The 26,230-nt window shown below is 71.8% G+C and carries 23 protein-coding genes and 1 tRNA gene; 14 read left to right on the top strand and 10 right to left on the bottom strand.

Translation table 11 applies throughout. The annotated features are described in order from the left end of the window. Positions 1–51: 51 nt before the first annotated feature. Positions 52–1,107 carry a LacI family DNA-binding transcriptional regulator gene (locus tag ACIHIX_RS30860; protein WP_399961839.1) on the bottom strand — a complete coding sequence of 352 codons (1,056 nt, stop codon included), beginning with the start codon at positions 1,105–1,107 and terminating at the stop codon, positions 52–54. Between the two features lie 509 nt (positions 1,108–1,616). Between ACIHIX_RS30860 and ACIHIX_RS30855 the strand changes: the two genes are divergently transcribed. From ACIHIX_RS30855 to ACIHIX_RS30840, 4 genes are all read left to right on the top strand, one after another. Further along, positions 1,617–2,933, top strand: coding sequence for an ABC transporter substrate-binding protein (locus ACIHIX_RS30855; protein ID WP_399961837.1), 1,317 nt, complete (start codon positions 1,617–1,619; stop codon positions 2,931–2,933). Between the two features lie 5 nt (positions 2,934–2,938). Next, on the top strand, positions 2,939–3,946 hold the full coding sequence (locus ACIHIX_RS30850; protein WP_399961834.1) for a carbohydrate ABC transporter permease: 1,008 nt from the start codon (positions 2,939–2,941) through the stop codon (positions 3,944–3,946). A gap of 11 nt (positions 3,947–3,957) precedes the next feature. Then, complete coding sequence (locus tag ACIHIX_RS30845) at positions 3,958–4,854, top strand: carbohydrate ABC transporter permease (RefSeq protein ID WP_399961832.1); 897 nt, start codon at positions 3,958–3,960, stop codon at positions 4,852–4,854. 99 nt (positions 4,855–4,953) lie between these two features. Continuing rightward, the gene (locus ACIHIX_RS30840) at positions 4,954–6,393 is read left to right on the top strand and encodes a GH1 family beta-glucosidase (protein ID WP_399961830.1); all 1,440 of its coding nucleotides are present in this window, start codon (positions 4,954–4,956) and stop codon (positions 6,391–6,393) included. Positions 6,394–6,483: 90 nt separating this feature from the next. On the opposite strand, the gene ACIHIX_RS30835 is transcribed toward ACIHIX_RS30840, so the two are convergent. The 3 genes from ACIHIX_RS30835 to ACIHIX_RS30825 all read right to left on the bottom strand — a co-directional run bounded on the left by ACIHIX_RS30835 (position 6,484) and on the right by ACIHIX_RS30825 (position 10,162). Then, the gene (locus tag ACIHIX_RS30835; RefSeq protein ID WP_399961828.1) at positions 6,484–7,956 is read right to left on the bottom strand and encodes a cellulose binding domain-containing protein; all 1,473 of its coding nucleotides are present in this window, start codon (positions 7,954–7,956) and stop codon (positions 6,484–6,486) included. 107 nt (positions 7,957–8,063) lie between these two features. Continuing rightward, positions 8,064–9,461, bottom strand: coding sequence for an ATP-binding protein (locus ACIHIX_RS30830; RefSeq protein ID WP_399961826.1), 1,398 nt, complete (start codon positions 9,459–9,461; stop codon positions 8,064–8,066). Then, on the bottom strand, positions 9,458–10,162 hold the full coding sequence (locus tag ACIHIX_RS30825) for a response regulator transcription factor (RefSeq protein WP_329338855.1): 705 nt from the start codon (positions 10,160–10,162) through the stop codon (positions 9,458–9,460). Before ACIHIX_RS30825 ends, ACIHIX_RS30830 begins: the two co-directional genes overlap by 4 nt. 98 nt (positions 10,163–10,260) lie before the next feature. Between ACIHIX_RS30825 and ACIHIX_RS30820 the strand changes: the two genes are divergently transcribed. Further along, on the top strand, positions 10,261–10,773 hold the full coding sequence (locus ACIHIX_RS30820) for a hypothetical protein (RefSeq protein WP_399961824.1): 513 nt from the start codon (positions 10,261–10,263) through the stop codon (positions 10,771–10,773). An 8-nt stretch (positions 10,774–10,781) separates the two neighbouring features. Here the strand turns inward: ACIHIX_RS30820 and ACIHIX_RS30815 are convergent, their stop codons facing one another. Together ACIHIX_RS30815 and ACIHIX_RS30810 are read right to left on the bottom strand one after the other, a co-directional pair. Next, positions 10,782–11,651: a spermidine synthase gene (locus ACIHIX_RS30815; protein WP_399961822.1), complete on the bottom strand. Its 870-nt coding sequence runs from the start codon at positions 11,649–11,651 to the stop codon at positions 10,782–10,784. A gap of 56 nt (positions 11,652–11,707) precedes the next feature. After that, a complete protein-coding gene (locus ACIHIX_RS30810) occupies positions 11,708–12,121 on the bottom strand; it encodes a hypothetical protein (RefSeq protein WP_399961820.1) in 414 nt (137 codons plus the stop codon). Positions 12,122–12,417: 296 nt separating this feature from the next. Between ACIHIX_RS30810 and ACIHIX_RS30805 the strand changes: the two genes are divergently transcribed. Further along, positions 12,418–13,872: a hypothetical protein gene (locus ACIHIX_RS30805; RefSeq protein ID WP_399961818.1), complete on the top strand. Its 1,455-nt coding sequence runs from the start codon at positions 12,418–12,420 to the stop codon at positions 13,870–13,872. An 8-nt stretch (positions 13,873–13,880) separates the two neighbouring features. On the opposite strand, the gene ACIHIX_RS30800 is transcribed toward ACIHIX_RS30805, so the two are convergent. Further along, positions 13,881–14,477 (bottom strand): histidine phosphatase family protein, encoded by a 597-nt coding sequence (locus ACIHIX_RS30800; protein WP_399961816.1) that lies wholly within the window; start codon positions 14,475–14,477, stop codon positions 13,881–13,883. A gap of 191 nt (positions 14,478–14,668) precedes the next feature. Here ACIHIX_RS30800 and ACIHIX_RS30795 point away from each other — a divergent pair, with 191 nt between their 5' ends. The 7 genes from ACIHIX_RS30795 to ACIHIX_RS30765 all read left to right on the top strand — a co-directional run bounded on the left by ACIHIX_RS30795 (position 14,669) and on the right by ACIHIX_RS30765 (position 20,953). Beyond that, positions 14,669–15,622: a phosphatase PAP2 family protein gene (locus ACIHIX_RS30795; RefSeq protein WP_399961814.1), complete on the top strand. Its 954-nt coding sequence runs from the start codon at positions 14,669–14,671 to the stop codon at positions 15,620–15,622. Beyond that, on the top strand, positions 15,573–16,697 hold the full coding sequence (locus tag ACIHIX_RS30790) for a hypothetical protein (RefSeq protein ID WP_399961812.1): 1,125 nt from the start codon (positions 15,573–15,575) through the stop codon (positions 16,695–16,697). The genes ACIHIX_RS30795 and ACIHIX_RS30790 overlap by 50 nt, the downstream gene beginning before the upstream one ends. After that, positions 16,688–18,280 (top strand): hypothetical protein, encoded by a 1,593-nt coding sequence (locus ACIHIX_RS30785; RefSeq protein ID WP_399961810.1) that lies wholly within the window; start codon positions 16,688–16,690, stop codon positions 18,278–18,280. Before ACIHIX_RS30790 ends, ACIHIX_RS30785 begins: the two co-directional genes overlap by 10 nt. Continuing rightward, positions 18,277–19,629 (top strand): AAA domain-containing protein, encoded by a 1,353-nt coding sequence (locus ACIHIX_RS30780; protein WP_399961808.1) that lies wholly within the window; start codon positions 18,277–18,279, stop codon positions 19,627–19,629. The genes ACIHIX_RS30785 and ACIHIX_RS30780 overlap by 4 nt, the downstream gene beginning before the upstream one ends. Positions 19,630–19,773: 144 nt before the next feature. Beyond that, the gene (locus tag ACIHIX_RS30775) at positions 19,774–20,151 is read left to right on the top strand and encodes a hypothetical protein (protein ID WP_399961805.1); all 378 of its coding nucleotides are present in this window, start codon (positions 19,774–19,776) and stop codon (positions 20,149–20,151) included. 141 nt (positions 20,152–20,292) lie between these two features. Continuing rightward, positions 20,293–20,889, top strand: coding sequence for a bifunctional DNA primase/polymerase (locus ACIHIX_RS30770; RefSeq protein WP_399961803.1), 597 nt, complete (start codon positions 20,293–20,295; stop codon positions 20,887–20,889). After that, positions 20,880–20,953 (top strand) — tRNA-Lys (locus ACIHIX_RS30765). The genes ACIHIX_RS30770 and ACIHIX_RS30765 overlap by 10 nt, the downstream gene beginning before the upstream one ends. 60 nt (positions 20,954–21,013) lie before the next feature. On the opposite strand, the gene ACIHIX_RS30760 is transcribed toward ACIHIX_RS30765, so the two are convergent. Then, positions 21,014–22,258, bottom strand: coding sequence for a M6 family metalloprotease domain-containing protein (locus ACIHIX_RS30760; protein ID WP_399961992.1), 1,245 nt, complete (start codon positions 22,256–22,258; stop codon positions 21,014–21,016). Positions 22,259–22,570: 312 nt separating this feature from the next. Between ACIHIX_RS30760 and ACIHIX_RS30755 the strand changes: the two genes are divergently transcribed. Continuing rightward, positions 22,571–24,424, top strand: coding sequence for a putative bifunctional diguanylate cyclase/phosphodiesterase (locus ACIHIX_RS30755; protein ID WP_399961801.1), 1,854 nt, complete (start codon positions 22,571–22,573; stop codon positions 24,422–24,424). On the opposite strand, the gene ACIHIX_RS30750 is transcribed toward ACIHIX_RS30755, so the two are convergent. After that, entirely contained in the window at positions 24,403–25,491 is a 1,089-nt protein-coding gene (locus tag ACIHIX_RS30750; RefSeq protein ID WP_399961799.1) for an LLM class flavin-dependent oxidoreductase, read from the bottom strand. The genes ACIHIX_RS30755 and ACIHIX_RS30750 overlap by 22 nt on opposite strands. Positions 25,492–25,570: 79 nt before the next feature. Continuing rightward, on the bottom strand, positions 25,571–26,218 hold the full coding sequence (locus tag ACIHIX_RS30745) for a hypothetical protein (protein ID WP_399961797.1): 648 nt from the start codon (positions 26,216–26,218) through the stop codon (positions 25,571–25,573). Positions 26,219–26,230: the final 12 nt, after the last annotated feature.

The following is a 26,230-nucleotide window of genomic DNA, read 5'->3' as shown; positions in this document are numbered from 1 at the left end:
GGCGTCCCGCCGGTCGGCGTCCTTCAACGCCTCCCACCAGCATTCCGGACGCTACGACGAAGCCCGTGCCACCAGTTCCGTCACCAGTTCCACCTGGCGTCGGTCCAGTCCCCTCGACGCGGCCGGTCTGCGGTCCGCGATCTCGGTCAGGAGGAGGTTGATCATCTGGCGGCCCATCTCGGCGATGGGCTGGCGGACGCTGGTGAGGGGCGGCTCCATGTGGCGGGCTATGGCGGAGTCGTCGTAGCCGACCAGCGCCACGTCGTCGGGGATGCGGCGGCCCGCCTCCCTGAGGGCCTGACGGGCGCCGGCCGCGGTGACGTCGGAGGCGGCGAAGACCGCGTCCAGGTCGGGCCGGCGGGACAGCAGCGCCGTCATCGCCCGGCTACCGCCCTCCTCCGTGAAGTCACCCGCCTCGATCAGCGCCTCGTCCGAGCCGAGGCCCGCGTCCAGCAGGGCGTCACGGTAGCCGTCGACACGGCGCTGAGCGCCGTACACGTCGAGGCGGCCGGTGATGTGGGCGATACGGCGATGGCCGCGGGACAGCAGATGCTCGACCGCCTGGCGGGCACCGCCGTAGTTGTCGGAGTCGACCGACGGCAGCGTCTCCAGCGCCGAGCGCGGGCCGCTGATCACCGCCGGGATCTCCAGCTGGGACAGCAGGTCGGGCAGCGGGTCGTCGGCGTGGACCGAGACCAGCAGCACGCCGTCGACCCGGTGGGCGGCGAGGTACTGGGCCAGCCGGCGGCGCTCCTTGTCGTTGCCCGCGAAGATCAGCAGCAACTGCATCTCGGTGTCGGACAGTTCCGCCGCGACACCCTTCAGCATGTCCGAGAAGTACGGCTCCGCGAAGAACCGGGTCTCCGGCTCGGGGACGACGAGCGCGATCGCGTCCGTGCGGTTCGCCGCGAGGGCGCGGGCCGCCGTGTTCGGGACGTACCCCAGCTCCGCGACCGCCGCCTCCACCGCGGCACGCGTCGCGTCACTGACCCGCGGCGAGCCGTTGATGACCCGGGAGACCGTGCCACGCCCCACGCCGGCGCGTGCGGCCACCTCTTCGAGGGTGGGCCGGCCACCGCTCCGAGCTCGCGCCCCGTGGCTTGCCATGTGGCTCCGCCTCCCGCCGTTCTCACCTACGTTGGCCTGGAATCTAACAGTCGTGATCGGACCGGGATCCCGCGACAACGCCTCGCATCCGGTACGACGGGACCCGCCCATCGATTCCGCTTCGGTTCCGCTTGCCGGAGCACTGTGCGTTCAGACTTGCACGCAACACTGGTACGCAGGTTCGCGAAGGCAACCTCGAACGCCCTCACGGCCTCCCCGACGGGCCTCGCACCAAGGAAGGCGTCCGCGCACCCGACACATCGCATACGAACAGATCAGCCTCCCCCCTTCAGCGAAAGAAACATCTCGAAGCGATATCGCACTGTCCGTGCCCTTGACACCCCCGCCGAGACCGACGACTCTTCAACTCATCACTGGTGGGAGCGCTCCCACAGTACCTGACACATACACATCCCGCACGTTCCCCGCCCGAGCCGCCGCGAGAAACTAACGGGCCCAACAATGCAGTTGGCCGGGGGGTCGGCACGTCAGGGCAACAGGAGGACTCAATGCGAGCACGTACCCGAACCGCCCGTCGCAGGGTGGTCGTCCTCGCGGCCGTAGCGTCGCTGGGCGCCGGGCTGCTGGCCGGCTGTGCCGACGACGGCAACGACGACAGCAACGAGTCGTCGGGCGGTGGCGGCGGTAAGACCACGATCACCCTCGGCCTCTTCGGCACCGCCGGCTTCAAGGAGTCGGGCCTGTACAAGGAGTACGAGAAGCTCCACCCGAACATCCACATCGAGCAGACCGTCGTCGAGCGCAACGAGAACTACTACCCGGCGCTGCTGAACCACCTCACCACCAACAGTGGTCTCCAGGACATCCAGATGGTCGAGGTCGGCAACATCGCCGAGATCGTCCAGACCCAGTCCGCCAAGCTGCTCGACCTGTCGAAGTACGGCAAGGAGAGCGACTACCTGGGCTGGAAGTGGAAGCAGGCCACCACCTCCGGCGGCCAGACCGTCGCGCTCGGCACGGACGTCGGCCCGATGGCCATCTGCTACCGCAAGGACCTGTTCAAGGCGGCCGGTCTGCCGACCGACCGCGAGGAGGTCAGCAAGCTGTGGGCGGGCAGCTGGGACAAGTTCGTCGACGTCGGCAAGCAGTACCAGAAGAAGGCCAAGGGCACGACCTTCCTGGACTCCCCCGGCGGTCTGCTGCAGGCCATCGTCAGCAGTGAGGAGGAGCGCTTCTACGACGCCTCCGGCAAGGTCATCTACAAGACCAACCCGGCCGTGAAGTCCGCCTTCGACCTCACCGCCAAGGCCGCCGAGGCCGGACTGATCGGCAACCAGACGCAGTTCCAGCCCGCCTGGGACACGACGATCGCCAACAGCAAGTTCGCCGCGATGTCCTGCCCGCCGTGGATGCTCGGCTACATCAAGGGCAAGTCGAAGGCCGACGCCAAGGGCAAGTGGGACGTCGCCCAGGCGCCGAAGTCCGGTAACTGGGGCGGTTCCTTCCTGTCCGTGCCCAAGTCCGGCAAGAACACCGAGGAGGCCGCCAAGCTCGCCGCCTGGCTGACCGCCCCGGAGCAGCAGGCCAAGCTCTTCGCCGTCCAGGGCAGCTTCCCGAGCACCCCGGCCGCGTACGACTCGGACGCGGTGAAGAACGCCAAGAACGACATGACGGGTGACGCGCCGATCGGCACGATCTTCGCCGAGGCCGCCAAGAACATCCCCGTGCAGTCGATCGGTCCGAAGGACCAGATCATCCAGCAGGGTCTCACCGACAACGGCGTGATCCTCGTGACCCAGGGCAAGTCCGCCAAGGAAGCCTGGGAGACGGCCACCAAGACCATCGACAACAACCTGGACCAGTGACCCGTATGACCACTGGGCACGACACCGCCGCCGCGTCCCCCGTCAAGGGGGGCGCGGCCCCGGCCCGCCCGACGGCGGGACCTCCGGACGACGAGCGCCGCCGGGCGCGGCTCTCCCGCCGCTGGCAGCGGGACATGCGCTGGAGCCCGTACGCCTTCGTCTCGCCGTTCTTCCTGCTGTTCCTGGCGTTCGGCCTGTTCCCGCTGATCTACACCGGGTGGGCCTCGCTGCACCAGGTGGAGCTGACCGCGCCCACCGACATGCACTGGGTGGGCTTCAGGAACTACACGCGGATCTTCGACGACGACTTCTTCTGGAACGCGGCGAAGAACACGCTGACCATCGGGATCATCGCGACGGTCCCGCAGCTGCTGATGGCGATGGGCCTCGCGCACATCCTCAACTACAAGCTGCGTGGCTCGACCTTCTACCGGGTCGCGATGCTCGCCCCGTACGCGACGTCGATCGCCGCCGCCTCGCTCGTCTTCGTCCTGCTGTTCGGCCGTGACTACGGCATGATCAACTGGGTTCTCGACCAGGTCGGCATCGGCAAGATCGACTGGCAGAACGACAAGTGGCCGTCGCAGATCGCGGTGTCCTCGATCGTCATCTGGCGGTGGACGGGGTACAACGCGCTGATCTACCTGGCCGCGATGCAGGCGATCCCGCAGGACCTGTACGAGTCCGCGGCGCTCGACGGCGCCAGCCGCTGGCAGCAGTTCTTCCATGTGACGCTGCCGTCGCTGCGGCCGACGATCCTGTTCACCGTGGTCGTCTCGACCATCGGCGCCTCCCAGCTCTTCGGTGAGCCGCTGCTGTTCGACGCGAACAAGGGTGCGTCCGGCGGCTCCACCCACCAGTTCCAGACGCTCGGCCTGTATCTGTACGAGCAGGGCTGGGTCAACCAGCACCTGGGCCGTGCCTCCGCGATCGCCTGGACGATGTTCCTGATCCTCATCGTGGTCGGAATCGTCAACTACGTCATCTCGCGCCGGCTGCGCGCCAGTAGTTAGGAGAACCGGCCGTGACGACGACACTCACCAAACCGCCGGCCGACGAGGCGAAGCGTCCCCGGCGCCCCAAGTCGGCCCGTGCGGGCGGCACCCTGCACGCCGGTCCGATCGCGTATCTGATCCTGATCCTGTTCACCCTCGGCTCGCTGTTCCCGCTGGTGTGGACGGCGATCGCCGCCTCCCGCGACAACCAGCGGCTGGCGGAGAACCCGCCGCCGCTGTGGTTCGGCGGGGGCCTGTTCGACAAGCTGGAGATCGCCTGGAACGACGCCAACCTGGGCGAGGCGTTCATCAACACCACGTTCGTGGCGGGCATCTCGGCCGTGACCATCGTCTTCCTGTCGACGATCGCCGGCTTCGCCTTCGCCAAACTGCGGTTCAAGGGCCGCGGTGCCCTGATGCTGATCGTGATCGGCACGATGATGGTGCCGCCGCAGCTGAGCGTGATCCCGCTGTACATGATGGTCGCCAAGCTCGACTGGTCCGACCAGCTGCAGGCGGTGATCCTGCCCTCGCTGGTCAGCGCGTTCGGCGTGTTCTTCATGCGGCAGTACCTGCTCCAGGCGCTGCCCGACGAGATCATCGAGGCCGCCCGGGTGGACGGCGCGAACAGCTGGCGGGTCATCTGGCACGTGGTGTTCCCGGCCGCCCGCCCCGCGATGGCCGTGCTCGGCATGCTGATGTTCGTGCAGACCTGGAACGACTTCCTGTGGCCGTTCCTGGTGCTCACCCAGAACGGCAGCCCGACCGTGCAGGTCGCGGTCGCGGGCCTGGGTCGCGGCTACACGCCCGACCAGTCCCTGATCATGGCGGGCGCGCTGCTCGGCACGCTGCCGCTGCTGGTGGTCTTCGCGATCTTCGGCAAGCAGATCGTCGGCGGCATCATGCAGGGCGCCGTCAAGGGCTGACCTCCCGCTTTCCCGGGGGCCGGGTCACCGCCGCCTCGGCCCCTTCTCCTTCCCCCCATCTACCCGTCGGTCTCCACGACCTCCAATGGGAGCGCTTCCATGCCTGAACCCGCAACGCCGGCGACCCCGGTGACCTTTCCTCCCGCCTTCCTCTGGGGCGCCGCGACCTCCGCGTACCAGATCGAGGGGGCGGCGCGGGAGGACGGCCGTACGCCCTCGATCTGGGACACCTTCAGCCATACGCCCGGCAAGACCGCGGGCGGCGAGCACGGTGACATCGCTGTCGACCACTACCACCGCTACCGCGACGACGTGGCGATGATGGCGGACATCGGGCTGAACGCGTACCGCTTCTCGGTCTCCTGGTCCCGGGTGCAGCCGACCGGACGCGGCCCGGCGGTCCAGCGCGGCCTGGACTTCTACCGCAAGCTGGTCGACGAACTGCTGTCGAAGGGCATCAAGCCCGCCGTCACCCTCTATCACTGGGATCTGCCGCAGGAGCTGGAGGACGCGGGCGGCTGGCCGGAGCGGGACACGGCGTACCGGTTCGCGGAGTACGCGCAGATCGTCGGCGAGGCGCTGGGCGACCGGGTGGAGCAGTGGATCACCCTCAACGAGCCGTGGTGCAGCGCCTTCCTGGGCTACTCCTCCGGTGTCCACGCGCCCGGCCGCACCGACCCGGCGGCCTCTCTGAAGGCCGCGCACCACCTCAACCTGGCGCACGGGCTCGGCGCCTCGGCCCTGCGGGCGGCGATGCCGGCCCGCAACTCGGTCGCGGTGAGCCTCAACTCGTCCGTGGTCAGGCCGCTTTCGCAGGACCCCGCCGACCTGGCCGCCGTACGGAAGATCGACGACCTGGCCAACGGGATCTTCCACGGCCCGATCCTGCACGGGGCGTACCCGGAGTCGCTGTTCGCGGCGACGGAGCTGCTCACCGACTGGTCCTACGTCGAGGACGGCGACCTCGCGCTGATCAACCAGCCGTTGGACGCGCTGGGCCTCAACTACTACACGCCGACGCTGGTCTCGGCGGCCGACGCCGACCTGGCCGCGCCGCGCGCGGACGGCCACGGCTCCAGCGACCACTCCCCGTGGCCGGCCGCGGACGACGTCGCCTTCCACCAGACGCCGGGCGAGCGCACGGAGATGGGCTGGACGATCGACCCGACCGGCCTGCACGACCTGATCATGCGCTACACGCGCGAGGCCCCGGGTCTGCCGCTGTACGTGACGGAGAACGGCGCGGCCTACGACGACAAGCCCGACCCCGACGGCCGGGTCCACGACCCGGAGCGGATCGCCTACCTCCACGGCCATCTGCGCGCGGTCCGCCGGGCCATAGCGGAGGGCGCGGACGTCCGCGGTTACTTCCTGTGGTCCCTGATGGACAACTTCGAGTGGGCGTACGGCTACGAGAAGCGCTTCGGCGCGGTGTACGTCGACTACGCGACCCTCGCCCGTACGCCGAAGTCGAGCGCCCTGTGGTACGGGCAGGCGGCACGGACGGGGACGCTTCCGCCGGTCACCGCGGAGCTCTAGCCACCGGGATGGGGGAACGGGGAAAGGGGCGCGGCATCCGAGGGGGATGCCGCGCCCCGCTTTTCTCGTGGGGGGAGGGTCGGTTGCAGGTCAGTTGTAGGCCGCGAAGGCCTTCGAGAAGGCGTGCTCGTCCTGGACGATCGAGCTGCATGTGGCGTCGGCGTAGGTCTTGGCGCCGCCGGAGCACTGCTTGTCGCGGGTGGCGGACCACATGGAGAGCCAGCCGAGGCCCTTGGACTTCGCGAAGTTCACCAGCTGGGTGGCGTCCTCGACCTTGAAGATCTCGCTGGTGACGTCGTTGACGCCGATCATGGGCGTCACGGCGACGGCCTTCCAGGCGGCGCTGTCGCTCAGCCCCAGCACGCTCTTGACCTGGGCCTGCGTGGCCGTCGCGGCCTGCTCGGCGTAGGTGCCCATGTCGCCGCTGTAGGCGGGGCCGTAGTCCATCGCCATGATGTTGACGGTGTCGATGCCGACGCCGTTGCTCTTGGCGTTGGACAGGAGGTTCACGCCGTCCTGGGTCAGGCCCTCGGGCATGACGGGGAGGGTGAAGGAGACGTCCAGGTCCGGGTGCTGGGCCTGGAGCTTGGCTATCGCCTTGGCGCGGTTGGTGTTCGCCGTGGTGTTGGGCAGCGCGCCGCCCTCGACGTCGAAGTCGACCTTGGTGAGGTCGTAGGCGTCCACGACCTTGCCGTACGCCGTCGCCAGGGCGTCCGCCGAGGAGCAGGTCGTGGCCAGTTCGCTGCCCGCCGCGCCGCCGAAGGAGACGCGGACGTCGCCGCCCTTGGCGCGCAGGGCCCCGATCTGTGCGGCGACCGCGTCGCTCGCGAGGTCGGTGACGCCGCCCCACTTGGGGGTGCAGCCGCCGCCGTCGGTGACGAACGCGAGGTTGTAGTCCTTCACGCCGGTGGCGGTGGCGCTCGCGACCAGGTCGAAGGCCGGGTAGAGGGAGGTGTCGACGTAGGGGGCGAAGCCGGCGCTGGTGGTGGTTCCCGTGCCGGTGCTCTGCGAGGGGTCGGCCGTGGCGGTCGGGGTGGGAGTGGGGGTTGCCGTGGCGGTGGGCTTGCTGGTCGCCGTCGGGGAGGGGGAGGCCGTCGCCGTCCCCGTGGGGCGGCCGGTCGGTTCCGGGGTGGCGGTGGCGTCCGTGGAGCAGGTGGTGCCGTCGATGCGACAGCCGGTCGGGGCGCCGGTGCCGTTGACGACGAAGCCGACGGTGACGGACTCGCCGGCGGCCAGACCGTCGGTGTCCCACTTGGCCGAGGTCACGGTGATGTGCTGTCCGCTCGCGCTCGACTCGGCGTTCCACAGCGAGCTCAGCTTGGCGCCCGAGGGCAGGTCGAACTCCAGCTTCCAGTCCGTCCTGGCCGCGCCGCTGTTGTTCGTCACCACGTACTGGGCGGTGTATCCCGTCGACCAGTCACTGGTCTTCGTGTACGCGGCGCCGACCCCGGCGGCCTGGGCGGTGCCGGTGAGCAGGATCGCGCCGCCACCGACCACGGCCGTGGCGACGGCCCCGGCGATCACCTTGTTTCTGCCGCTCACCTTGCGCCGGTGCGTGCTCATGGCGTGCCTGCCTTCGTTGTTCGGGGGTGTGGTGCGGCAGCACGCTAGCGAGCCGGAAACGGGCAAAGCGCCTGATCCGGGCGACGGTTGGCGATCTTAGGGTGCGCTTAAGGAAGGGATCGGGGACGGTTAAAGGTCGAGACCAATCGTCCGGTACGACGCCGTCGCACCCGGTGCCCCCGGCGCTCGGGCACCCGCCCGTCCAACTGGATCCAGATCCGCACCTCGGTGCCGCCCAGCACGGACGACCCGATCCGTACGTCTCCGCCGGTCTCCTCCGCGAGCCGGCGCACGATGTCCAGGCCCAGCCCGGTCGACCCCGCGCTCCCCGAGCCCCGCCCGCGGGCCATCGCGGCCTCGGGGTCCAGGATGCCGGGCCCCGCGTCGGAGACCAGCACGATCACCGCGTCCTCGCCGTTGTGCACGTCGACCGCGAAGGCGGTGCCCTCGGGGGTGTGCCGGAAGACGTTGCCGAGCAGGGCGTCCAGTGCGGCGGCCAGATCGGCGCGGGCCACGGGTATGCGCACCGGCCGCTCCACCCCGGCCACCCGCACCTTGCGCCCCTCGTCCTCGGCCAGCGCCGACCAGAACGCCATCCGCTCGCGCACCACTTCGGCGGCGTCGCACCCGGCGCCGGGCCCGGCGGCCGCGGTCTGCGGCTTGGCCTCCCGCGCGGTCCGGATGATCGTGTCGACCTCCCGCTCCAGCTGGGCGACCGCGGCCCGGGTCTGCTCGGCGGCGGGCCCGTCCCCGAGCGAGGCGGCGTTGAGCCGCAGCACGGTGAGCGGCGTACGGAGACGATGCGACAGGTCGGCCGCCAACTCCCGCTCGTTGGCCAGCAGTTGAACGACCTGATCGGCCATGGAGTTGAACGCGACCGCGGCCAGCCGCAGTTCGTCGGGCCCTTCCTCGGGCACCCGCGCGCCCAGCTTCCCCTCCCCCAGCTCGTGCGCGCCCTCGACCAGCTTCTGCGCGGGCTGCACCATCCGTACGCCCAGCCGGTCGGCGACCGCGACCGAGCCGACGATCAGCGCGACGCCGACCCCGGCGAGCACCGCCCACGCCGTGGCCACCCCGTTGCTGACCTCGGCCTCGGGGACGTACACCTCGACGACCGCGATCTCGCCGGAGCTCAGCGCGACGGGCTGGAGCAGCGTGGAGCCGCCCGGCACCTCGGTGGTGGAGGCGCGGCCGAGTCTGCGCACGGTCGCCACGTCGTCGGCGGCGGCGCGCCGCCGTCCGATGTCGACGGCCTGGTCCTGGCCGCTCGCCGGTATGTGCACGGCCATCCCGTCCTCCGAGCCCGCGGAGGCGACGACCCGCTCCAGCTGGTCCCGGTCGGTGGTGATGGACAGGGCGGGGGCGACGGCGGCCGCTTCCCGTTCGGCGTTGGAGAAGGCGCGGTCCCGGGCCATCTCCTTGATGACGAGGCCGAGCGGGATCGCGAAGGCGACCACGACCATGGTGGTGACGGCCAGACAGACCTTGACGAGTGCCCACCTCACAGCGGCAGCCCCCCGCCGGGTGGCTCCAGCTTCACCCCGACGCCCCGCAGGGTGTGCAGATAGCGGGGCCTGGCCGCGGTCTCCCCCAACTTCCGGCGCAGCCAGGACAGATGGACGTCGATGGTCTGGTCGTCGCCGTAGGACTGCTGCCACACCTCGGCGAGCAGCTCCTTGCGGGGGACGACCACACCGGGGCGGCCGGCGAGGAAGGCGAGCAGGTCGAACTCGCGGCGGGTGAGGTCCAGACGGACGCCGTCCAGCTCGGCCTGGCGGCGCAGCGGATCGACGGTCAGGCCGCCCACGCGCAGCACTGACTCCGGCGCCGCCTCCCCGACGACGGCCCGGGAGCGCCGCAGGACGGCGGCCATCCGGGCGGAGAGGTGTTCCACCGAGAAGGGCTTGGTCAGATAGTCGTCCGCTCCCGCGTTCAGCAGGCGCACGATCTCCGCCTCGTCGTCCCGCGCCGTGGCGATGATCACCGGTACGTCGGTGATCCCGCGCAGCATCTTCAGCGCCTCGGACCCGTCCAGGTCGGGCAGACCGAGGTCGAGGATGACGACGTCGAAACGGAAATGGGCGACCTCGCGCAGCGCCTCCAGCGCCGTACCGACACTCCGCACCGTGTGGGCGGCGTCGGTCAGCTGCCGGATCAGCGCCGAGCGTACGAACTGGTCGTCCTCGACCACGAGCACACTTGCCATGCGCCGCACCGTACGCCATCCGGCCGAGCCGCATCCCGGCCTGTGGATAACTCCCCACGCATGCGGCTGGTGGTGCTCGTGAGGCAGTATGACCGGCGATGCGCAGAGGACTCGTACACGTACTGGCTTGGCTGCTCGCCACGGGCGCGGCGGTCACGCTGTCGTGGTGGGGTGTGCACACGGTCATGGCGGGGACGGCCTACGACCCACCGCGCGCCCTGCCCATCACGGTGGCGGAGCAGACCACGCAGGAGTCGAAGCCGCTGGCGTCGTCGACGGCCCGGCCGTCCGCGTCCCCGTCGAGGAGCACGGCGTCACGGGAGCCGTCCCCCACGCCGGCCCCCTCGAAGACCCCGACCAAGTCCCCGAGTCCCTCCCCCACCGTCTCCGGCGAGGTCAAGAGCTACGACACCGAGGGCGGCCGGGCGGTGTTCTCGCTCGGCGAGAGCTCCGCGACGCTGGTGTCGGCGACGCCGGCCGCGGGCTGGTCGATGCAGGTGTGGAAGACGGAGACGTGGATCCGGGTGGAGTTCGCCTCCGGCGCGGACCGGGTGTCGGTGTTCTGCACCTGGCACGACAGCGCGCCGCGGGTGGACGTCGGGACGTACTAGCGACGTCCCTAGCGGAACACCGAGGGCGGTGGCGCGGGCGAGGCGATGGCCGACGCGTCCGTGACGGGGGTAGCTCCGCCGGTGAAGTCCAGGAGGGCGCGGCCGTGTTCGACCCGGCCCGGGTGGGGGTCGCCGGCCGCCCTGCGGGTCAGTTCGGCGATCGGGAGCGGGGTGTCGGAGGCGACGAGGACGGCGTTGCCGAAGCGTTTGGCGCGCAGGACCGTCGGGTCGGCGATCAGGGCGAGGTGCTCGAAGCGGGCGGCGGCGGTGGCGATCTGGCCGCGCAGATGGGCCAGCGGGGGGCCGTCGGCGAGGTTGGCGGCGTAGCAGCCGCCCGGCTTGAGGGCCCTGCGGACCTCGTCCAGGAACTCGGTCGAGGTCAGGTGGGCCGGGGTGCGCGCCCCGCTGAACACATCGGCGATGACCAGGTCGGCCCAGCCGTCGAGCACCTTGCCGAGCCCCTCGCGGGCGTCGGTGGAGCGCACCCGGATCCGGGCGTTCGGGTCCAACGGCAGTTCCCGGCGGACCAGTTGGACGAGGGCCGCGTCCCGCTCGACGACCTGCTGGGTGGAGCGGGGCCGGGTCGCGGCGGTGTACCGGGCGAGGGTGAGGGCGCCACCGCCGAGATGCACGGCGTGCACCGGTTTGCCGGGCGGGCCGACCAGGTCGATGACATGGCCGAGGCGGCGCTGGTACTCGAAGGAGAGGTGGGCGGGGTCGCCGAGGTCGACATGCGACTGCGGTGCCCCGTCGATGAGGAGCGTCCAGGCCCGCGCGCGTTCCCGGTCGGGGATCAGCTCGGCGAGCCCGCCGTCGACGGGTTCCACGACGGCTTCGACGGAAGCGGCCGCACGCCGGGAACTACGGGACCTTGCCATGCGCCCATTGTCGCAAGCCGCACGGTGTCAGGCTCGCGCAGCCTCGCCACCGGAGGTCACTGGCAGCCGTCCGCCGCCTCGATCAGCCGGGCCGCCTCCCCCAGCGCCGCCCGCAGCACCACCGGGTCGGTGGCCAGGTCGGCCTCGCCGGGCGGCAGCAGCCAGTCCGAGCCCGCCACCGGCGGCTCGGGGTTGAGTCGCAGTCCCCGTCCGTTGGTCTCCGTACAGGTGCTGCCCGGGACGTCCCACGCGGCGGCCGTCCCCGGCGGAACCACGAAGCCGAGGGTGTCGCCCCCGTCGTCGTGCAGTACGGGCCCCACCGCCTCCCCGGCCCCCCGCCGCAGGATGTCGACCGCCTCCAGCCCCTGCCGGGTCGGCACCGTGACGAGGTCACAGCCGACCTCGGCGAGCGGCGGTTCGCTGTACTCCGTCAGCGGCGTACAGACCTCGATGCTCCGGCTGGTCTTCATCCCGGCCTCCACCACGGCACCCCTCCTTGGACGAGCGGCTCGGGAGTCGGGCGGCTCCCGGTCCATGGAGTTCAACGCACGGCGGCGTCAACGGCTACGGCGGAAGTCAGCCGCAAAGGATGGCAGTTCATGGCAGATCGTGGATGAGATATCCGGTTTGTAGCCAAACACTGCGTGGCGGGTCCGACACAGCAGGTACGTTCTTGCCCGCCGGAACCAGGGTGACGACAGTGACATACCACTCAACTCACCATGGATCCGGCATGGTTCGACGGTTCGCACGAGAGGACCCGGCCATGGCGACGTCAAAGGTGACCTCGTCCCAGCCCCCCAGGCCACCACGGCCGAACCTCGCGTTCCGGGAGTTGCGCGCGCAGCGCTCCCCGGCCGAGTTCGCCGCGGCGGTCCGACGGGCCGCGCGCGAGATCGGCGAGCGGGTCAGCTGCGACGCGCGCTATGTGGGCCGGGTCGAGGCGGGCGAGATCCGCTGCCCCAACTACGCGTACGAACGGGTGTTCCTGCACATGTTCCCCGGCCGCACGCTCACCGACCTGGGCTTCGCGCCCCGGGCGTCCGTACGCGGACGCGGGGCGCGCCCCACCGAGGACGCGCCCCCGGCGCACGTCACCACACCCGCGTACCCCGCGGGTGGCGCGACGGGTGAGACGTGGAGGGCACACGAGCCGTATGACACGCAGAACCCGTACGAGACGCACGACAACTACGAGGAGAGCGACGTGCTACGTCGCGCATTCATGACCGGCGGGGGCGCCACCGTGGCCGTCGCCTCAATGGGCACCATCGGGCTCGCCACGACCGCCGCGGCGGCCGAACGCCGCGTCCGGCGCCCGGGAGTCCCCGACGCGGACGCCCTGGAAGAAGCCGTACGACGGATCAGGCTGCTGGACGACCGGCACGGCGCGGACGGCCTCTACCGGCGCGCGGCGACGCCGTTGCGCGCCGCCTACGCACTGCTGGACGCGGGTGCGACCCGGCAGACCACCGCCGACCGGCTGCACTCGGGCGCCGGTGAACTCGCCATCTCCGTGGGCTGGCTGGCGCACGACTCGGGGCGGTTCGACGACGCGCGCTCGCACTACGCGGAGGCGCTCGCGACCGCGCGCATGACCGGTGACGCCGGTCTGGAGTCGCACGCCTTCTGCAACACCGCGTTCCTCGCGCGCGACGCGGGCCGGCCGCGGGAGGCGGTGCGGGCCGCGCAGGCCGCGCAGCGGGTCGGGCGTCCGCTGGGGTCCGCCCGGCTGATGTCGCTGCTCGCGCTGCGGGAGGCGGGCGGCTGGGCGGGGCTCGCCGACCGCACCGGCTGCGAACAGGCGCTGGTCCGGGCGCAGGCCCTTTTCGAGCGCGGCCCCTCGGACGCCGACCCCGAGTGGATGAGTTTCTACGGAGAGGCCGAGCTGGAGGGCCTTGAGGCGCAGTGCTGGTCGACGCTGGGCGACTGGTCGCGGGCGGCACGGCACGCGCACCGGGCGGCGCAGCTCCAGGACCCGCACTTCACCCGGAACATCGCCCTGTACACGGCCGAGCTGACGGACGACCTCGCGCGCGGGGGACGCCCCGACGAGGCCGCGGCGGCCGGGATGCGGGTGCTCGACCTGCTGGGGCAGGTGCAGTCGTCGCGGATCCAGTCGATGCTGGCGGGGACCACGCGCGTGCTGCTGCCTCATCGGCGCGCCGCCGGGGTGGGTGCGTTCCTGGAGCGGCACGCCTCCCTGCCGCGTACGGCGTAGGGACCGGGCTAGCCCGCCAGGTGGCCCGTGTCGTTCCAGCTCTCGACCGCCGGCTCCCCGTACGCCCAGCCCAGCACCGACAGGGACGTCGGGTTCAGCCTGATCCGGGCCGCGAAGTCGAGAGGCAGGCCGAGCCAGCGGGCGCCTATGGAGCGGAGCATGTGGCCGTGGGCGAAGATCAGGACGTCGCGGTCCGCCTCGCGGGCCCACGCCACCACCTCGTCCGCGCGGGCGGTGACCTCGGCGAGGGTCTCGCCCTCGGGGACGCCGTCGCGCCAGATGAGCCAGCCCGGGTTCACGGCCTGGATCTCGTCCGGGGTCATGCCCTCGTACGCGCCGTAGTGCCATTCCATGAGCGCGTCCCAGTCGCTCGCGCGCTCACCGAACCCGGCGAGTTCGCAGGTCTCCCGCGCGCGTGCCAGCGGGCTGGTGCGCACCTCGACGCCGGGGAGGCCGTCCAGCGGCGACCGGTGCAGGCGCTCGCCGAGGAGTTTCGCGCCACGCCGGCCCTCCTCCAGGAGCGGCACGTCCGTCCGGCCCGTATGTTTGCCCGCCAGGGACCATTCGGTCTGTCCGTGCCGGGCGAGCAGGATGCGCGGTGCCATGAGGTGAGAAACCTTTCGAGGAAAAAACCGGGCGGACCCCACCCATCATCGCGCACCCTGTCCGGGGGCAACCCGTCGGTCGATCTCTGCGTCCTAGAGGGCCGGGGCCCCCGCACGGGCACGAGCACATACACCGTAAAGTGGTAAGACCGGGCAACCGGACGCCGCAACGAGAAGGGGGAGGCGATCGGATGCCGCACGCCGAGACACCGGGCAGCGAGACGGCCCCGCGTACCCGGCTGCGCTGGTGGACCGAGCTGCCGCTGATCCTCCTGGTGTACGCCTGCTACTCGGCGGGCCGGCTCCTGGCCCGGGGTGATGTCACGAGCGCCGTCGACCACGGCCTGACGATCCTGCGGGTGGAGAAGTTCCTCCACATCAACGCCGAGCACCCGCTCAACCGGCTGTTCACGAGCGAGGCCTGGCTCGGCGTACCGGCCGACTTCTGGTACGCGTCGCTGCACTACCTGGTCACCCCGGCGATCCTGATCTGGCTGTTCCGGTCTCGCGCCGTGCGCTACCGCGCCGCCCGCACCTGGCTGATGACGTCCACGTTCATCGGCCTGATCGGCTTCACCCTGCTGCCCACCTGCCCGCCCCGCCTCCTCTCCGAGGGCTATGGCTTCGTCGACACGATGGCCCAGTACAGCTCGTACGGCTGGTGGGGCGGCGAGGCGAGCGCGCCCCGTGGCATGGGCGGAATGACGAACCAGTACGCGGCCATGCCGAGCCTGCATGTGGGCTGGGCGCTGTGGTGCGGGGTCATGCTGTGGCGGTACGGCGGGACGCGTATCACCAAGGCCGCCGGTGTCGCCTACCCGCTGATCACCACGATCGTGGTCATGGGCACCGCCAACCACTACTTCCTCGACGCCGTCGCGGGCGCCGCCGTCATGGGCGTCGGACTGCTGCTGGCGCCGCTCGTGCTGCGGACCGCGGACCGGGTCAGGGGGCGTGTGGCGACGGCACTCACGCCCGTCACGGCGGGCACCGGAGCCGCACAGGCCTCAATTGTCAGTGGCGGATGCCAGACTTCCGCGGGTGAGCGATTTCCACGGCAGCGCGAGTCACGGGTCGGAGCGGGAACCGAGCCGAGTGCCTCTCCCACGGACGCGGGGGACGGCGCTCCGGCAGCAGCTCGCTGAGCTGCGCGGTCCCGACGTACCGGCCAAGGCGCTGGATGCCCGCGCCCTGGCCGCCCTCGCCGCCAACCCGGGGTGCAGACGGCGCGCGATCCTCGACGGTGCCGGGGTGAACAAGGCGACGCTGGCGAGCGCGCTGGGCTCCCCTTCCGCGTTCGGCCAGTCGCAGTTCGCGCTGACCCGGGGCAACGCCTTCGAGGCGAAGGTCAAGGCCGACGGCGGCGCCGAACTGCTGCGACTGGTGCACGACAGGTTGGACCCGGCCGCCGAACCCCCCGCCCACGCGCGTGTGCCCGACCTCACCGCGATCGGCCCCGAGGGCCGTACCGCCCGCACCGCGCTGGCCCTGCGCGAGGCCGGCGAGGCGCGCGGCGAGTGGACACTGCTCGACCACCCGATGCTCGCCCTGGACGTCGCGGGCTCCCCCGCCTTCCTGGAGCCGGACGCGGTGGTGGTGCACCCGGACGGCAGCTGGACGGTCGTCGAGATCAAGTCCTTCCCGCTGCTGGACGGCTCAGCGGACCCGGCGAAGGTGGGGGCGGCGGCCCGCCAGGCCGCGGTCTACGTGCTGGCGCTGGAGGAGGTGGCAGCGCGCATGGAACCCTCCCCCGAGGTACGCCACCGCGTCCTCCTCGTCTGCCCCAAGGACTTCTCCAACCTGCCCACCGCCTCCGCGGTCGACGTCCGCAAGCAGCGCGCGGTCACCGGCCGCCAACTGGCGCGCCTCACCCGCATCCAGGACATCGCCGACACGCTCCCCGAGGGCACCTGCTTCGACCCCGGCCGGCCCGCCGAGGAACTGACGGCCGCCGTGGAGTCGGTCCCGGCGACCTACGCGCCCGAGTGCCTGGCCGCGTGCGAGCTGGCCTTCCACTGCCGCGACCGCTCCCGCGCGGCGGGCGCGGTGACACCCCTGGGCCGGTCCGTCCGGGCCGAGCTGGGCGGCCTCACCACCGTCCCGGACGTCCTTGCGGCGGCGCGCGGGGAGGCCGGCGACCCGGAGGACCCGACCGTCGCCGCCCTGCGCAAGGCCGCCGCCCTCCGTGCGGAGGCACTGGGAGCCGCCGCATGTCGCTGATCGCCACCCTCGCCCGCCTGGAAGCCGTCAGCACCGGCCGCGCGCAGCCCGCCGCGACCGTCCGCCACCGGCATCTGGCCGACCGCCCCCTGGTCCTCGTCCCGCTCACCACCGCCGGTGAGGCCGGTGCCCCGCTCGGCGCGCTCGTCGGCACCGACCGGGACGCGCCGCGCCTGCTCGTCGTCCCGCAGCCGCGCGACCGCGACCTCAGGTTCCAGTTCCTGTCCGAGCTGGCGGACGTCGTCCTGCCGTACGTGGACACCTACGCCGAGGCGGTGGAGGCCGCCGAGCGCAGCGAGACCGACCCGGAGACCGGCAAGCGGGTCAAGGTCGAGGTCGAGCTGTGCGCGGACGCCCCGCAGCTGATCGTGCCGAGCCGCGCGGGCATCGACTTCGTACGGCTGCTCGGGCGCTCCATGCGTTTTCGCCGTACGGCCGAGCAGGATCCGGAGGCCCCGCACCCGGCGCCCCCGCGCGTGCCGTTGCTGGGCCGGTGGCTGACCCATTTCGGGGAGCGGGCCCGCGTCCCCGGCTCCTCGCTGCTGCTCGCCGCGACGGAGCTGTTGTCCCGGCACTGGGCGACCGGCCAGTCCAGCCTGGAGGACCAGCATCTGGGCGCGCTGCTGGCCTGGATCGACCCTCCGGAGGGCGCGACCGGCGCCGAGGCGGCCCTCGCGGCCGAGCTCGCCCGGGACGCCAAGGGCCAGCTGCTGCACCCGCCGGCCGGCCCGGCCACCGACCCGGCGTTCGACAACAAGCTGCTCGCCCCCGCCATCGAGCGCTACAACCGCGCGCGTACGGCGCTCGCCGCCGCCGAGGACGGCCTGGAGGCGGACGACCGGCTCGGTGAGCTGACCGCCGCCGAGCGCGCGATCAGGGACCTCGTCGAGAGCCGGACCCGCCCCACCTGGGACGCGGTGTGGCGCGGCCTGGACCTCCTGCGAGTACTGCCCGAGGGCGCGCGCGTGGAGGAGCGCTGGACCCGCGACCGCTGGTCGTTCACCTCCCACCGCGACCGCATCACCGCGGGTGAGCCCCCGCAGCCGCGCCGCGACGACGCGGTGACCGCCGCCAACAAGCTCGCCACGCGCGAGCGCGAGCAGGCCCGCCTGGAGGCGCAGGAGGCCCTCGACGACCCGCTGGTGATGGCGGGTCGACGGCTGTCCGGGGAGGCGTTCGCGGGCGAGGTGACGGATGTCGTCATGACGTACAGCGAGGGCAAGCGCCCCAGCCCGCGCCCGCTCGTGACGCTGCGCACGGACGACCGGCCGCATCTCGGGGAGCGTGTGAAGGTCTACCGCTCCCTGGGCGGCAAGCCGCAGTCGGCCGAGTTCGTGGCCCTCGACGACGAGGGCGCCCTGGTCGTGCTCCGCGTCCTCGACAAGATGGGCCGCGGCAAGGAGCCCGAGCCGGGGTCGGTCCCCGAGAAGGGCGACCGGCTCTGCTTCACCCTCTTCGAGCACGAGCAGCGGGGCGGCGCCAAGCTCCCCGACCCGGAGAACACGCCCTGGACGCACGGCGGGCCGCCCGGTGAGGCCGTCCAGGAGGCCGCCGATCCCCTGACCGCGGAGGACGTCCTGTGACCACCGTCTCCGACCTCTCCGGCCGCTTCGACCCCGGTGCGGCGGCCGGCCGGGCGACCGACGCGATCCTCCGCGACACCCTGCACGGCGACGCGCGCGGTGTCGTCGTCGACTCCCCGCCCGGCGCCGGCAAGTCCACGCTGGTCGTCCGCGCGGCCCTCGAACTGGCCGACGCCGGGCGCCCGCTGATGGTCGTCGCGCAGACCAACGCCCAGGTGGACGACCTGGTCCTGCGGCTCGCCGAGAAGAACCCCGAGCTGCCGGTGGGCCGGCTGCACAGCAGTGACGCCGACGCGTACGACAAGGCGCTGGACGACCTGCCGAACGTACGGAAGTCGGCGAAGGCGACGGACCTCGCCGGTCTCCCGGTCACGATCTCCACGGCCGCCAAGTGGGCCCACGTCAAGGTGGACGAGCCGTGGGAGCACGCGATCGTCGACGAGGCGTACCAGATGCGCTCGGACTCCCTGCTCGCCGTCGCGGGCCTGTTCCAGCGGGCGCTGTTCGTGGGCGACCCGGGCCAGCTGGACCCGTTCGCGATCGTGGGCAGCGAGCAGTGGGCGGGCCTGTCGTACGACCCCTCGGCATCGGCCGTCACGACCCTCCTCGCCCACAACCCGACCCTCCCCCAGCACCGTCTCCCGGTGTCCTGGCGGCTCCCGGCGTCCGCGGCCCCGCTGGTCTCGGCGGCGTTCTACCCGTACACCCAGTTCCGCAGCGGCACCGACCACGGCGACCGCGCCCTGTCCTTCGCGGTCCTCTCGGACGGCTCGGGCCCCGACCGGGTCATCGACGAGGCGGCGGAGTCCGGCTGGGGCCTGCTGGAGCTGCCCGCCCGGCACACCCCGCGCACGGACCCGGAGGCGGTCCGGGCGGTGGCCACGGTGGTGCGCCGTCTGCTGGACCGCGGCGGCGCGGCAACGTCGGAACGCTCCCCCGACCCCACCCCCCTCACCCCCGACCGCATCGCCGTCGGCACGGCCCACCGCGACCAGGCGGCGGCGGTCCGCGCGGCCCTCACCGACCTGGGCGTCACGGACGTCACCGTCGACACGGCGAACCGTCTCCAGGGCCGGGAGTACGACGTCACGGTCGTCCTGCACCCGCTGTCGGGCCGCCCCGACGCCACGGCGTTCCACCTGGAGACGGGCCGCCTCTGCGTCCTCGCCTCCCGCCACCGGCACGCGTGCATCGTGGTCTGCCGGGCGGGCGTGGGCGACCTCCTGGACGACTACCCGTCGACGGAGCCGGTGCAACTGGGCACGCTGGTGAAGTTCCCGGACGGTTGGGAGGCGAACCACGCGGTGCTGGCACACCTGGCGGAGCACCGGGTGACCTGGCAGCCCTGACTCACGGCGCGAGACCGGGTGACCTGGCAGCCCTGACCTGTGGGATTCCCCCGTCCTTACGGGGCCCTTGCGCGGGCGCGCGACAATGGACGATGGTCCGCTACCTACGGAGGTGGCATCAGCGACGTACGAGGAGGAGAAGACATGGCGGAGCCCACGCCGCGTCGGAACGAACCGCGGCTACGCCCCGCGCCCCTGCTCTTCGAGCCCGCGCAGGCGGCCGGCGACCCGGAGCACTTCTTCGACCTGGAGTCCATCGACGACCCCAGGGAGCTGCTGGCCCGGGCGACGGAGCTGACGCAGGCCTTCCGTGCGGCGACGGACCGTGCCGTGGAGTTCCAGGCGATGGCGGCGGCCCAGCTGGCCGACCCCCGGCGGTTCGACCGGCTGACGCCGGCGGACATCGCGGAGCGGGCCGAGTGGACCGAGGACTATGCCAAGAAGATGGTCGAGTTCGGGCGGGACCTGATGCGCGGGACGGCCGAGGGCGCGGCGGAGAAGGGGCTCGCCGACCCGGCGTAGCCGTTGGGGCTCGTCACCGGGGGTTCGTCTATTCAGTTCTGGCATATGCCAGGCGGGCAAGATACCCCTCCTCACCCCCTCCCGTCCCGGTTTTCGGCAACTCTCGGAAACAGAACGCTCACGCCCAGTACATCTGGATGCATGAGCGACACACGCACCGAGCCGTTCTCCGACCGTTCCGACGTCTGCGGGGTCACTGCGGACGGTGCCTCCTGGCTCGCCTCCGCAGGAACGTATCCGCGCAGCACGCTCGCCCTCTGGGAGGACCGTCCGGACGCCCCGGTGGTCCTGCCGTGCGGCGCCGCGTTCGACGTCGTGAACGCGCCCGGCATCTTCGGCCGCCGGATGCTCGACCGCTTATGGGACGACGGGCCCGGCTCGGGGCCGGTCGCGGTGTTCCGGGGCCGCATGCTCCTGTTCGCCGCGCCGGGCACCGCGCATCGGCTGACGTCGCTGTTGCAGTGGGAGGAGTGCGGTCGCACGGGCGCGATCCCGCCGCTGCTGTGCCACGGCAACGGCGACGCGGTGACCCTCCCGGCACCCCTGCCGACACGCGCGACACCGACCCCGTTCGACAGCCGCTGGCTGGTCGCCCCGGACACCCGTCACCCCTGGCTGCCGGGCCCCGAGATCCTGCTCTGGGCGGCCGTACGAGCGGCCCGCACGGCGGTGCGGATATCGATTTTTCCTCCCGCCGATCAGGATGCTAAGGTCTACGACGTCAGCAGGCGCCGCTAGCTCAGTTGGTTAGAGCAGCTGACTCTTAATCAGCGGGTCCGGGGTTCGAGTCCCTGGCGGCGCACAGACGAACAAGAAGCCCCTCGCGGAAGCGAGGGGCTTCTTGTGTATCCGCGTCCGCCCGCTACGGCGTGATCTTCACCGTCCACGCCCCGGAGGCCGTCCGGCTCTCCACCTTCACCCTTACGTCGTCCCCCGGCACCGTGAAGCTCTCGCCCAGGGCGACCGGGGCGTCCGCGAGGGGTGGGTAGACCGAGCCCTCCCAGCAGGCCTCCGTGTGGGGGTGGGCGTCGATGACCTGGATCGGGCCGCCGCCGGACGCGGCGCCGGCGCGTACCCGGTAGACCAGGACCCCTTCCTTGCAGGTCCCCGCGTCGTTGCCGGCCGGGCCGCGGGCCTCGAAGGCGAGGGCGCTGTCGGGGCCGGTGCGGACCACGGCGAGTTTGGTGCCGCGCCCCAGGCCGAAGGCCGCGCGGCCGCCGACCGGCGTTCCCGGTCCCGCACCCAGCGGCTCCAGCGTCAGCCGCGTCGGCCGCTGCACGCACGCCACCTGCCGCGGCTCCAGCCAGCCCAGCTTCCACTTGTGCCAGCCGAACAGGTCGGGGGCCATCCCGAACTGGCTGCCCATCAGGTCCCAGTCGCCGACGTACGTGTCCCAGTCGCCCTTGCCGTCGGCGGGGCGGTGGTAGAGGTCCGGGAGGTCGAAGACGTGGCCGGTCTCATGGGCGAGGACCAGCCGGTCCGGCGGGTGCTGCTCGAACACGGTGACGACGCGGCGGATGTCCGTGCCGTCGGCCCGCAGTGGAGCGTCCAGGTTGACCACCTTCGTGGCGTCCGAGTCCACGCCGGGCGCGTCCGGGTCGGCGACGAAGTAGACGACGTCGTACCGCGAGAAGTCCACCTGCCCGTCCGCGGCGGCCAGCGCGTCGCGCAGATAGGCCGCGCGGTGCGACGCGTTCCAGTCACGCTCTATGACGTACGACGTGGAGGGCTGCGGCATCCGGATCCAGTGCCGCAGCGGATGCGGGCGCAGCGTGAACCTGCCGTAGGAGGCCTGCTCGAAGAAGCGGCTGGTGGCGGGGAAGTGGTCGGCGGTGAGCTGGTCGGGCGTGGTGCGCGGGGTCGCGTCCGGGAAGGACAGGAAGACCATCACCGCGTTCAGGGTGCGGGTCGGCCGGGGGTAGGCGGCGTTCCAGGTGTCGAGGCCCTCGGAGTGGTGGGCCTCGGTGCGGGTGAGGGCACAGGCTTCGGCGGAGAACGGCTCGGCGACCGAGGGGCCGGTGATGAGCGAGGTCGCGGCCAGCGCCGACATCGTGGTGAACACGGCCGCGGTGCTGCGCAGTCGGGGGCGCGGGAAGGGGCGCGGCACGGGGACCTCCGGATGCGGTTCACGGGACACCGCACCCAGCCTGTGTGAGATTGTCGTACTACGCCCTGTTTGTCTGCACCAGAAGAGTGAGTCAGCCGAAGAACCGTCAGAATCGACACCCCGAATCGCTCACGGAACGTCACACCTGGTCGGGCGGCCCAACAAGCCGTCCAGGTGCGGGCAGAAACGATCTGTCAGAAGGGCCCGTGTTTCCGGGACACTGGGCAGTGGCTGGAAGGGGTGGGGGCCAGCCTCTATGATCGGCACACTTTCCTGCACGGACAGCGATCGAGTGCACTGCGGGAGCGAACGGTGAGCGGAACCTCCGAAGGGCCGGCGCCCGCGACAGACCTCGACCGGGCGGCCGTCACAGACAGTGACTTCAACACGTCATCTCGTACGGACCCCCAGGCGTACCCGGAACCCACGGCGTACCCGGAACCCACGGCCTACCGGTCGGCCTTCGTGGCCGCGCCGCTCGCCATGGCCGTCGTCGACCGTGAGGGGCTGGTCGTCAGCGCCAACGGCACCTGCGGCGAACTCCTCGGCTGCCCGTCCGACGCGCTCGTCGGACGGATCGCCGCCGATCTGGTGGACCTGGCCTCCGACGCCCGGACCTGGCACGCCTATCGAGAGGTGCTGCGCGGCCGGCAGGCCCGGCTGCGCTGCACCCGGCGGATGAAGAACCCCGACGGCCAGTCCCTGTGGGTGCAGGTCACCGTCGCGCCGCTCGGCAGCGGCGAGCCCGGGGTGCTGCTGTCGATCGCCGACGTCAGCTCCCAGCGTGAACTCCAGGCCCGGCTGCGGCACTTGCAGATGCACGACCCGGTGACCCGGCTGCCCAACCGCACCCTGTTCTTCGAGCGGCTGTCGGCCGCGCTGGAGCCGGAGGCGTACGAGCAGGGCGGCACCGGCCGGATCGGGCTGTGCTATCTGGACCTCGACGGCTTCAAGGCCGTCAACGACACCCTCGGCCACCGGGTCGGGGACCGGCTGCTGGCCGCCGTCGCGGAGCGGCTGACGCGGTGCGCGGACGAGGCGGGCTTCGCCCGGGGCAGCGCCCCGCTGGTGGCCAGACTGGGCGGCGACGAGTTCGCGCTGCTCGTCGAGGACTCCACCGGCACCGACCAACTCGCCGATCTCGCCGAGGCGGTGCTGAAGGCGGTGCAGAGCCCCTTCGACATCGCCGGGCACCGGCTGTCGGTCTCCGCGTCGATCGGTGTCGTGGAGCGGCACGCGGCCGGCACCACCCCGACCGCGCTCGTGCAGGCGGCGGACACGACGCTGTACTGGGCGAAAGCCGACGGCAAGTCCCGCTGGACGCTCTTCGACCCGGAGCGCAACGCCCACCGCATGACCCGCCAGGCCCTCGCCTCCACGCTCCGACCGGCCATCGAGCGCGGGGAGTTCGTCCTGGAGTACCAGCCGCTGGTCGGCATGGAGGACGGGCGGCTGCGCGGCGTCGAGGCCCTCGTCCGCTGGAACCACCCGCAGTTCGGGATGCTGACGCCGAATCGGTTCATCGCACTGGCCGAGGAGGACGGCTCGATCGTGCCGCTGGGGCGCTGGGTGCTGGCGACCGCCTGCCGGCAGGCGCGGCAGTGGCAGCTCGACCATCCCGGGGAGCCGCCGATCTTCGTCAGCGTCAATGTCGCGGTCCGTCAGGTGTGGGACTCCGACCTGGTCGCGGACGTGGCGGACATCCTCGCGGAGACGGGCCTGGCCCCGGGGCTGCTGCAACTGGAGCTCACGGAGTCCGCGGTGATGGGCTCGGCGGGCCGTCCGCTCCAGGCGCTCCAGGCGCTCAGCGACATGGGCGTCCACATCGCCATCGACGACTTCGGCACCGGCTACTCCAACCTCGCCTACCTCAGCCGGCTGCCGGTCGCCGTCCTGAAGCTGGACGGGTCCTTCGTCCGGGGCTTCCAGTACGAGGGGACGGGCGCCCCGCCCAACCCGGCCGACGAGGTCGTCGTCGAGGCGATGATCCAGCTCGCCCACCGGCTGGGCCTCACCGTCACCGCGGAGTGCGTGGAGACGTCCGCGCAGGCCTCACGGCTGCGGCGGATCGGGTGCGACACCGGCCAGGGGTGGCTGTACTCACGGCCGGTGGCGCCGGATCGTATCTCCGAGTTGATGGCGCGTCAGGCGGTCGGCAACCCGTAGGCGTCCGCGATCAGTTCGTACGAACGCAAGCGCAGCGCTCCGCCGTGGGCGTGGGACGTGATCATCAACTCGTCGGCGCCGGTGCGCTTCTGGAGGTCGTCGAGGCCGGCGCGGACCTCGTCGGCGGTGCCGTGGACGACGTTGGCGTTCCACGACGTGATGAACTCGCGTTCCATCGGGCTGAATTCGTACGCCTCCGCCTCCTCCGGGCTCGGCACGAGGCCGGGGCGCCCGGTGCGCAGGCGGACCATGTTCAGCGCGGCGGCCAGGACCTGGCGGCGGGCCTCCTTCTCGTCGTCGGTGGCGAGGGCGGAGACGCCGATGAGGGCGTAGGGCTCGGCGAGGATCTCGCTCGGGCGGAAGGACTCGCGGTAGAGGTCCAGGGCCGGGATCGTGTTCTGCGCCGAGAAGTGGTGGGCGAAGGCGAAGGGCAGGCCGAGGGTGGCGGCGAGGCGGGCGCTGAAGCCGGAGGAGCCCAGCAGCCAGACCGGCGGGCGGTGCGGGGACTGGACGCCGCCGGGGGACGTCGACTGGATCGGGCCGGGGACCGCGTGGATACGGCGGTAGGGGTGGCCGTCGGGGAAGTCGTCGTCGAGGAACCGGGTCAGCTCGGCGAGCTGCTCGGGGAAGTCGTCGGCGCCCTCGTTGAGCTGCGTGCTGCGGCGCAGGGCCGCCGCGGTGGCGCCGTCGGTGCCGGGGGCGCGGCCGAGGCCCAGGTCGACCCGGTTCGGGGCGAGGGCCTCCAGGGTGCCGAACTGCTCCGCGATGACCAGCGGCGCGTGGTTGGGCAGCATGACGCCGCCCGAGCCGAGGCGGATACGGTCGGTGTGGGCGGCGAGGTGGGCCAGGATCACGGCGGGCGACGACGAGGCCACGCCGGGCATGGAGTGGTGCTCGGCGACCCAGTACCGGTGGAACCCGCGCGACTCCGCCAGCTTGGCGAGCTCGACGCTGGTGCGCAGGGCTTCGGTGGCGGTGTGCCCGGCGCCGACCGTGACCAGGTCCAGTACGGAGAGGGGGACGGGGGCGGTGCCGTGTGCCGTGCCCCGGGTCTCGTCTGACGTCACGGTGTGTGCCTCCTGCTTTCGGGCCGTGCGGTGTCCGTCCGGTGCTAACAGGAGGGGGTCTCCGGTTTATTCCCCGGGGTCAGGTGGTGGCCTTCTCCCAGACCTTGACCGTGAGGTTCACTATCTCGGTCTCCGGATTCGCTGAGTCCACCCTGACCACGGCGACCCTCCCCTCGTCCGTGAACAGGCAGACACTACGGCCCGCGGCGACCGAGAGTTGCGGCTGCGGCTTGGTGGTGGCGAGCAGCTTGCACTCGCTGAAATCCGGTTCTTCCCCTTCGGGCACGAGCGCATAGTTGTTGTAGATGAGCGTCGCTTTTTGTCCGTCGAAACCCCAGGGATCAATATCGTCATCCCCGACGGCGGGCGGCACCAGGTCGAGATCGAATCCCTGCTGCTGCGAAAGCAGGGGACCGATCCATTGCACCTCCGGCGATTCCACGTCTGACGGTGTCGAATCATCACCGCCACTACCGCCCGGCTCCGCGCTCTGTACGGCGGGACCGGCAGAGGTCGTGACCGTCGCCGTCACCGTAGCCGTCTCGCGGGCCGCCGCCGGTGAGGGGACGCCCGCCGCCGGGAGGCCGATGAATCCGACCGCGAAGGTGAGGGCGCCGACCCCCGCGCTGATCAGGGCAGCGAAGGTCTGCCACTTATGGGACGCCCCGGGCGGCTGCGGCGGGCGCGGTGGGCGTGGCGGATGTGGCGGCGGCGTGAATGACGACATGTGAATCCCCCG

This window comes from Streptomyces sp. NPDC051913 (assembly GCF_044593635.1).
GTDB lineage: Bacteria > Actinomycetota > Actinomycetes > Streptomycetales > Streptomycetaceae > Streptomyces.
The sequence above is the reverse complement of the archived record's forward strand: the minus strand, read 5'-3'. Positions and strand labels throughout refer to the sequence as shown.

Excerpts from the sequence above, each read along its gene's own strand:
- ACIHIX_RS30795 (WP_399961814.1), top strand. The coding sequence starts at position 14,669 with ATGCCGCACGCCGAGACACCGGGCAGCGAGACGGCCCCGCGTACCCGG.
- ACIHIX_RS30820 (WP_399961824.1), top strand. The coding sequence starts at position 10,261 with ATGCGCAGAGGACTCGTACACGTACTGGCTTGGCTGCTCGCCACGGGC.
- ACIHIX_RS30815 (WP_399961822.1), bottom strand. The coding sequence starts at position 11,651 with ATGGCAAGGTCCCGTAGTTCCCGGCGTGCGGCCGCTTCCGTCGAAGCC.
- ACIHIX_RS30825 (WP_329338855.1), bottom strand. The coding sequence starts at position 10,162 with ATGGCAAGTGTGCTCGTGGTCGAGGACGACCAGTTCGTACGCTCGGCG.
- ACIHIX_RS30770 (WP_399961803.1), top strand. The coding sequence starts at position 20,293 with ATGAGCGACACACGCACCGAGCCGTTCTCCGACCGTTCCGACGTCTGC.
- ACIHIX_RS30850 (WP_399961834.1), top strand. The coding sequence starts at position 2,939 with ATGACCACTGGGCACGACACCGCCGCCGCGTCCCCCGTCAAGGGGGGC.
- ACIHIX_RS30840 (WP_399961830.1), top strand. The coding sequence starts at position 4,954 with ATGCCTGAACCCGCAACGCCGGCGACCCCGGTGACCTTTCCTCCCGCC.
- ACIHIX_RS30860 (WP_399961839.1), bottom strand. The coding sequence starts at position 1,107 with ATGGCAAGCCACGGGGCGCGAGCTCGGAGCGGTGGCCGGCCCACCCTC.
- ACIHIX_RS30785 (WP_399961810.1), top strand. The coding sequence starts at position 16,688 with ATGTCGCTGATCGCCACCCTCGCCCGCCTGGAAGCCGTCAGCACCGGC.
- ACIHIX_RS30835 (WP_399961828.1), bottom strand. The coding sequence starts at position 7,956 with ATGAGCACGCACCGGCGCAAGGTGAGCGGCAGAAACAAGGTGATCGCC.
- ACIHIX_RS30745 (WP_399961797.1), bottom strand. The coding sequence starts at position 26,218 with ATGTCGTCATTCACGCCGCCGCCACATCCGCCACGCCCACCGCGCCCG.
- ACIHIX_RS30775 (WP_399961805.1), top strand. The coding sequence starts at position 19,774 with ATGGCGGAGCCCACGCCGCGTCGGAACGAACCGCGGCTACGCCCCGCG.
- ACIHIX_RS30805 (WP_399961818.1), top strand. The coding sequence starts at position 12,418 with ATGGCGACGTCAAAGGTGACCTCGTCCCAGCCCCCCAGGCCACCACGG.
- ACIHIX_RS30855 (WP_399961837.1), top strand. The coding sequence starts at position 1,617 with ATGCGAGCACGTACCCGAACCGCCCGTCGCAGGGTGGTCGTCCTCGCG.
- ACIHIX_RS30800 (WP_399961816.1), bottom strand. The coding sequence starts at position 14,477 with ATGGCACCGCGCATCCTGCTCGCCCGGCACGGACAGACCGAATGGTCC.
- ACIHIX_RS30810 (WP_399961820.1), bottom strand. The coding sequence starts at position 12,121 with ATGAAGACCAGCCGGAGCATCGAGGTCTGTACGCCGCTGACGGAGTAC.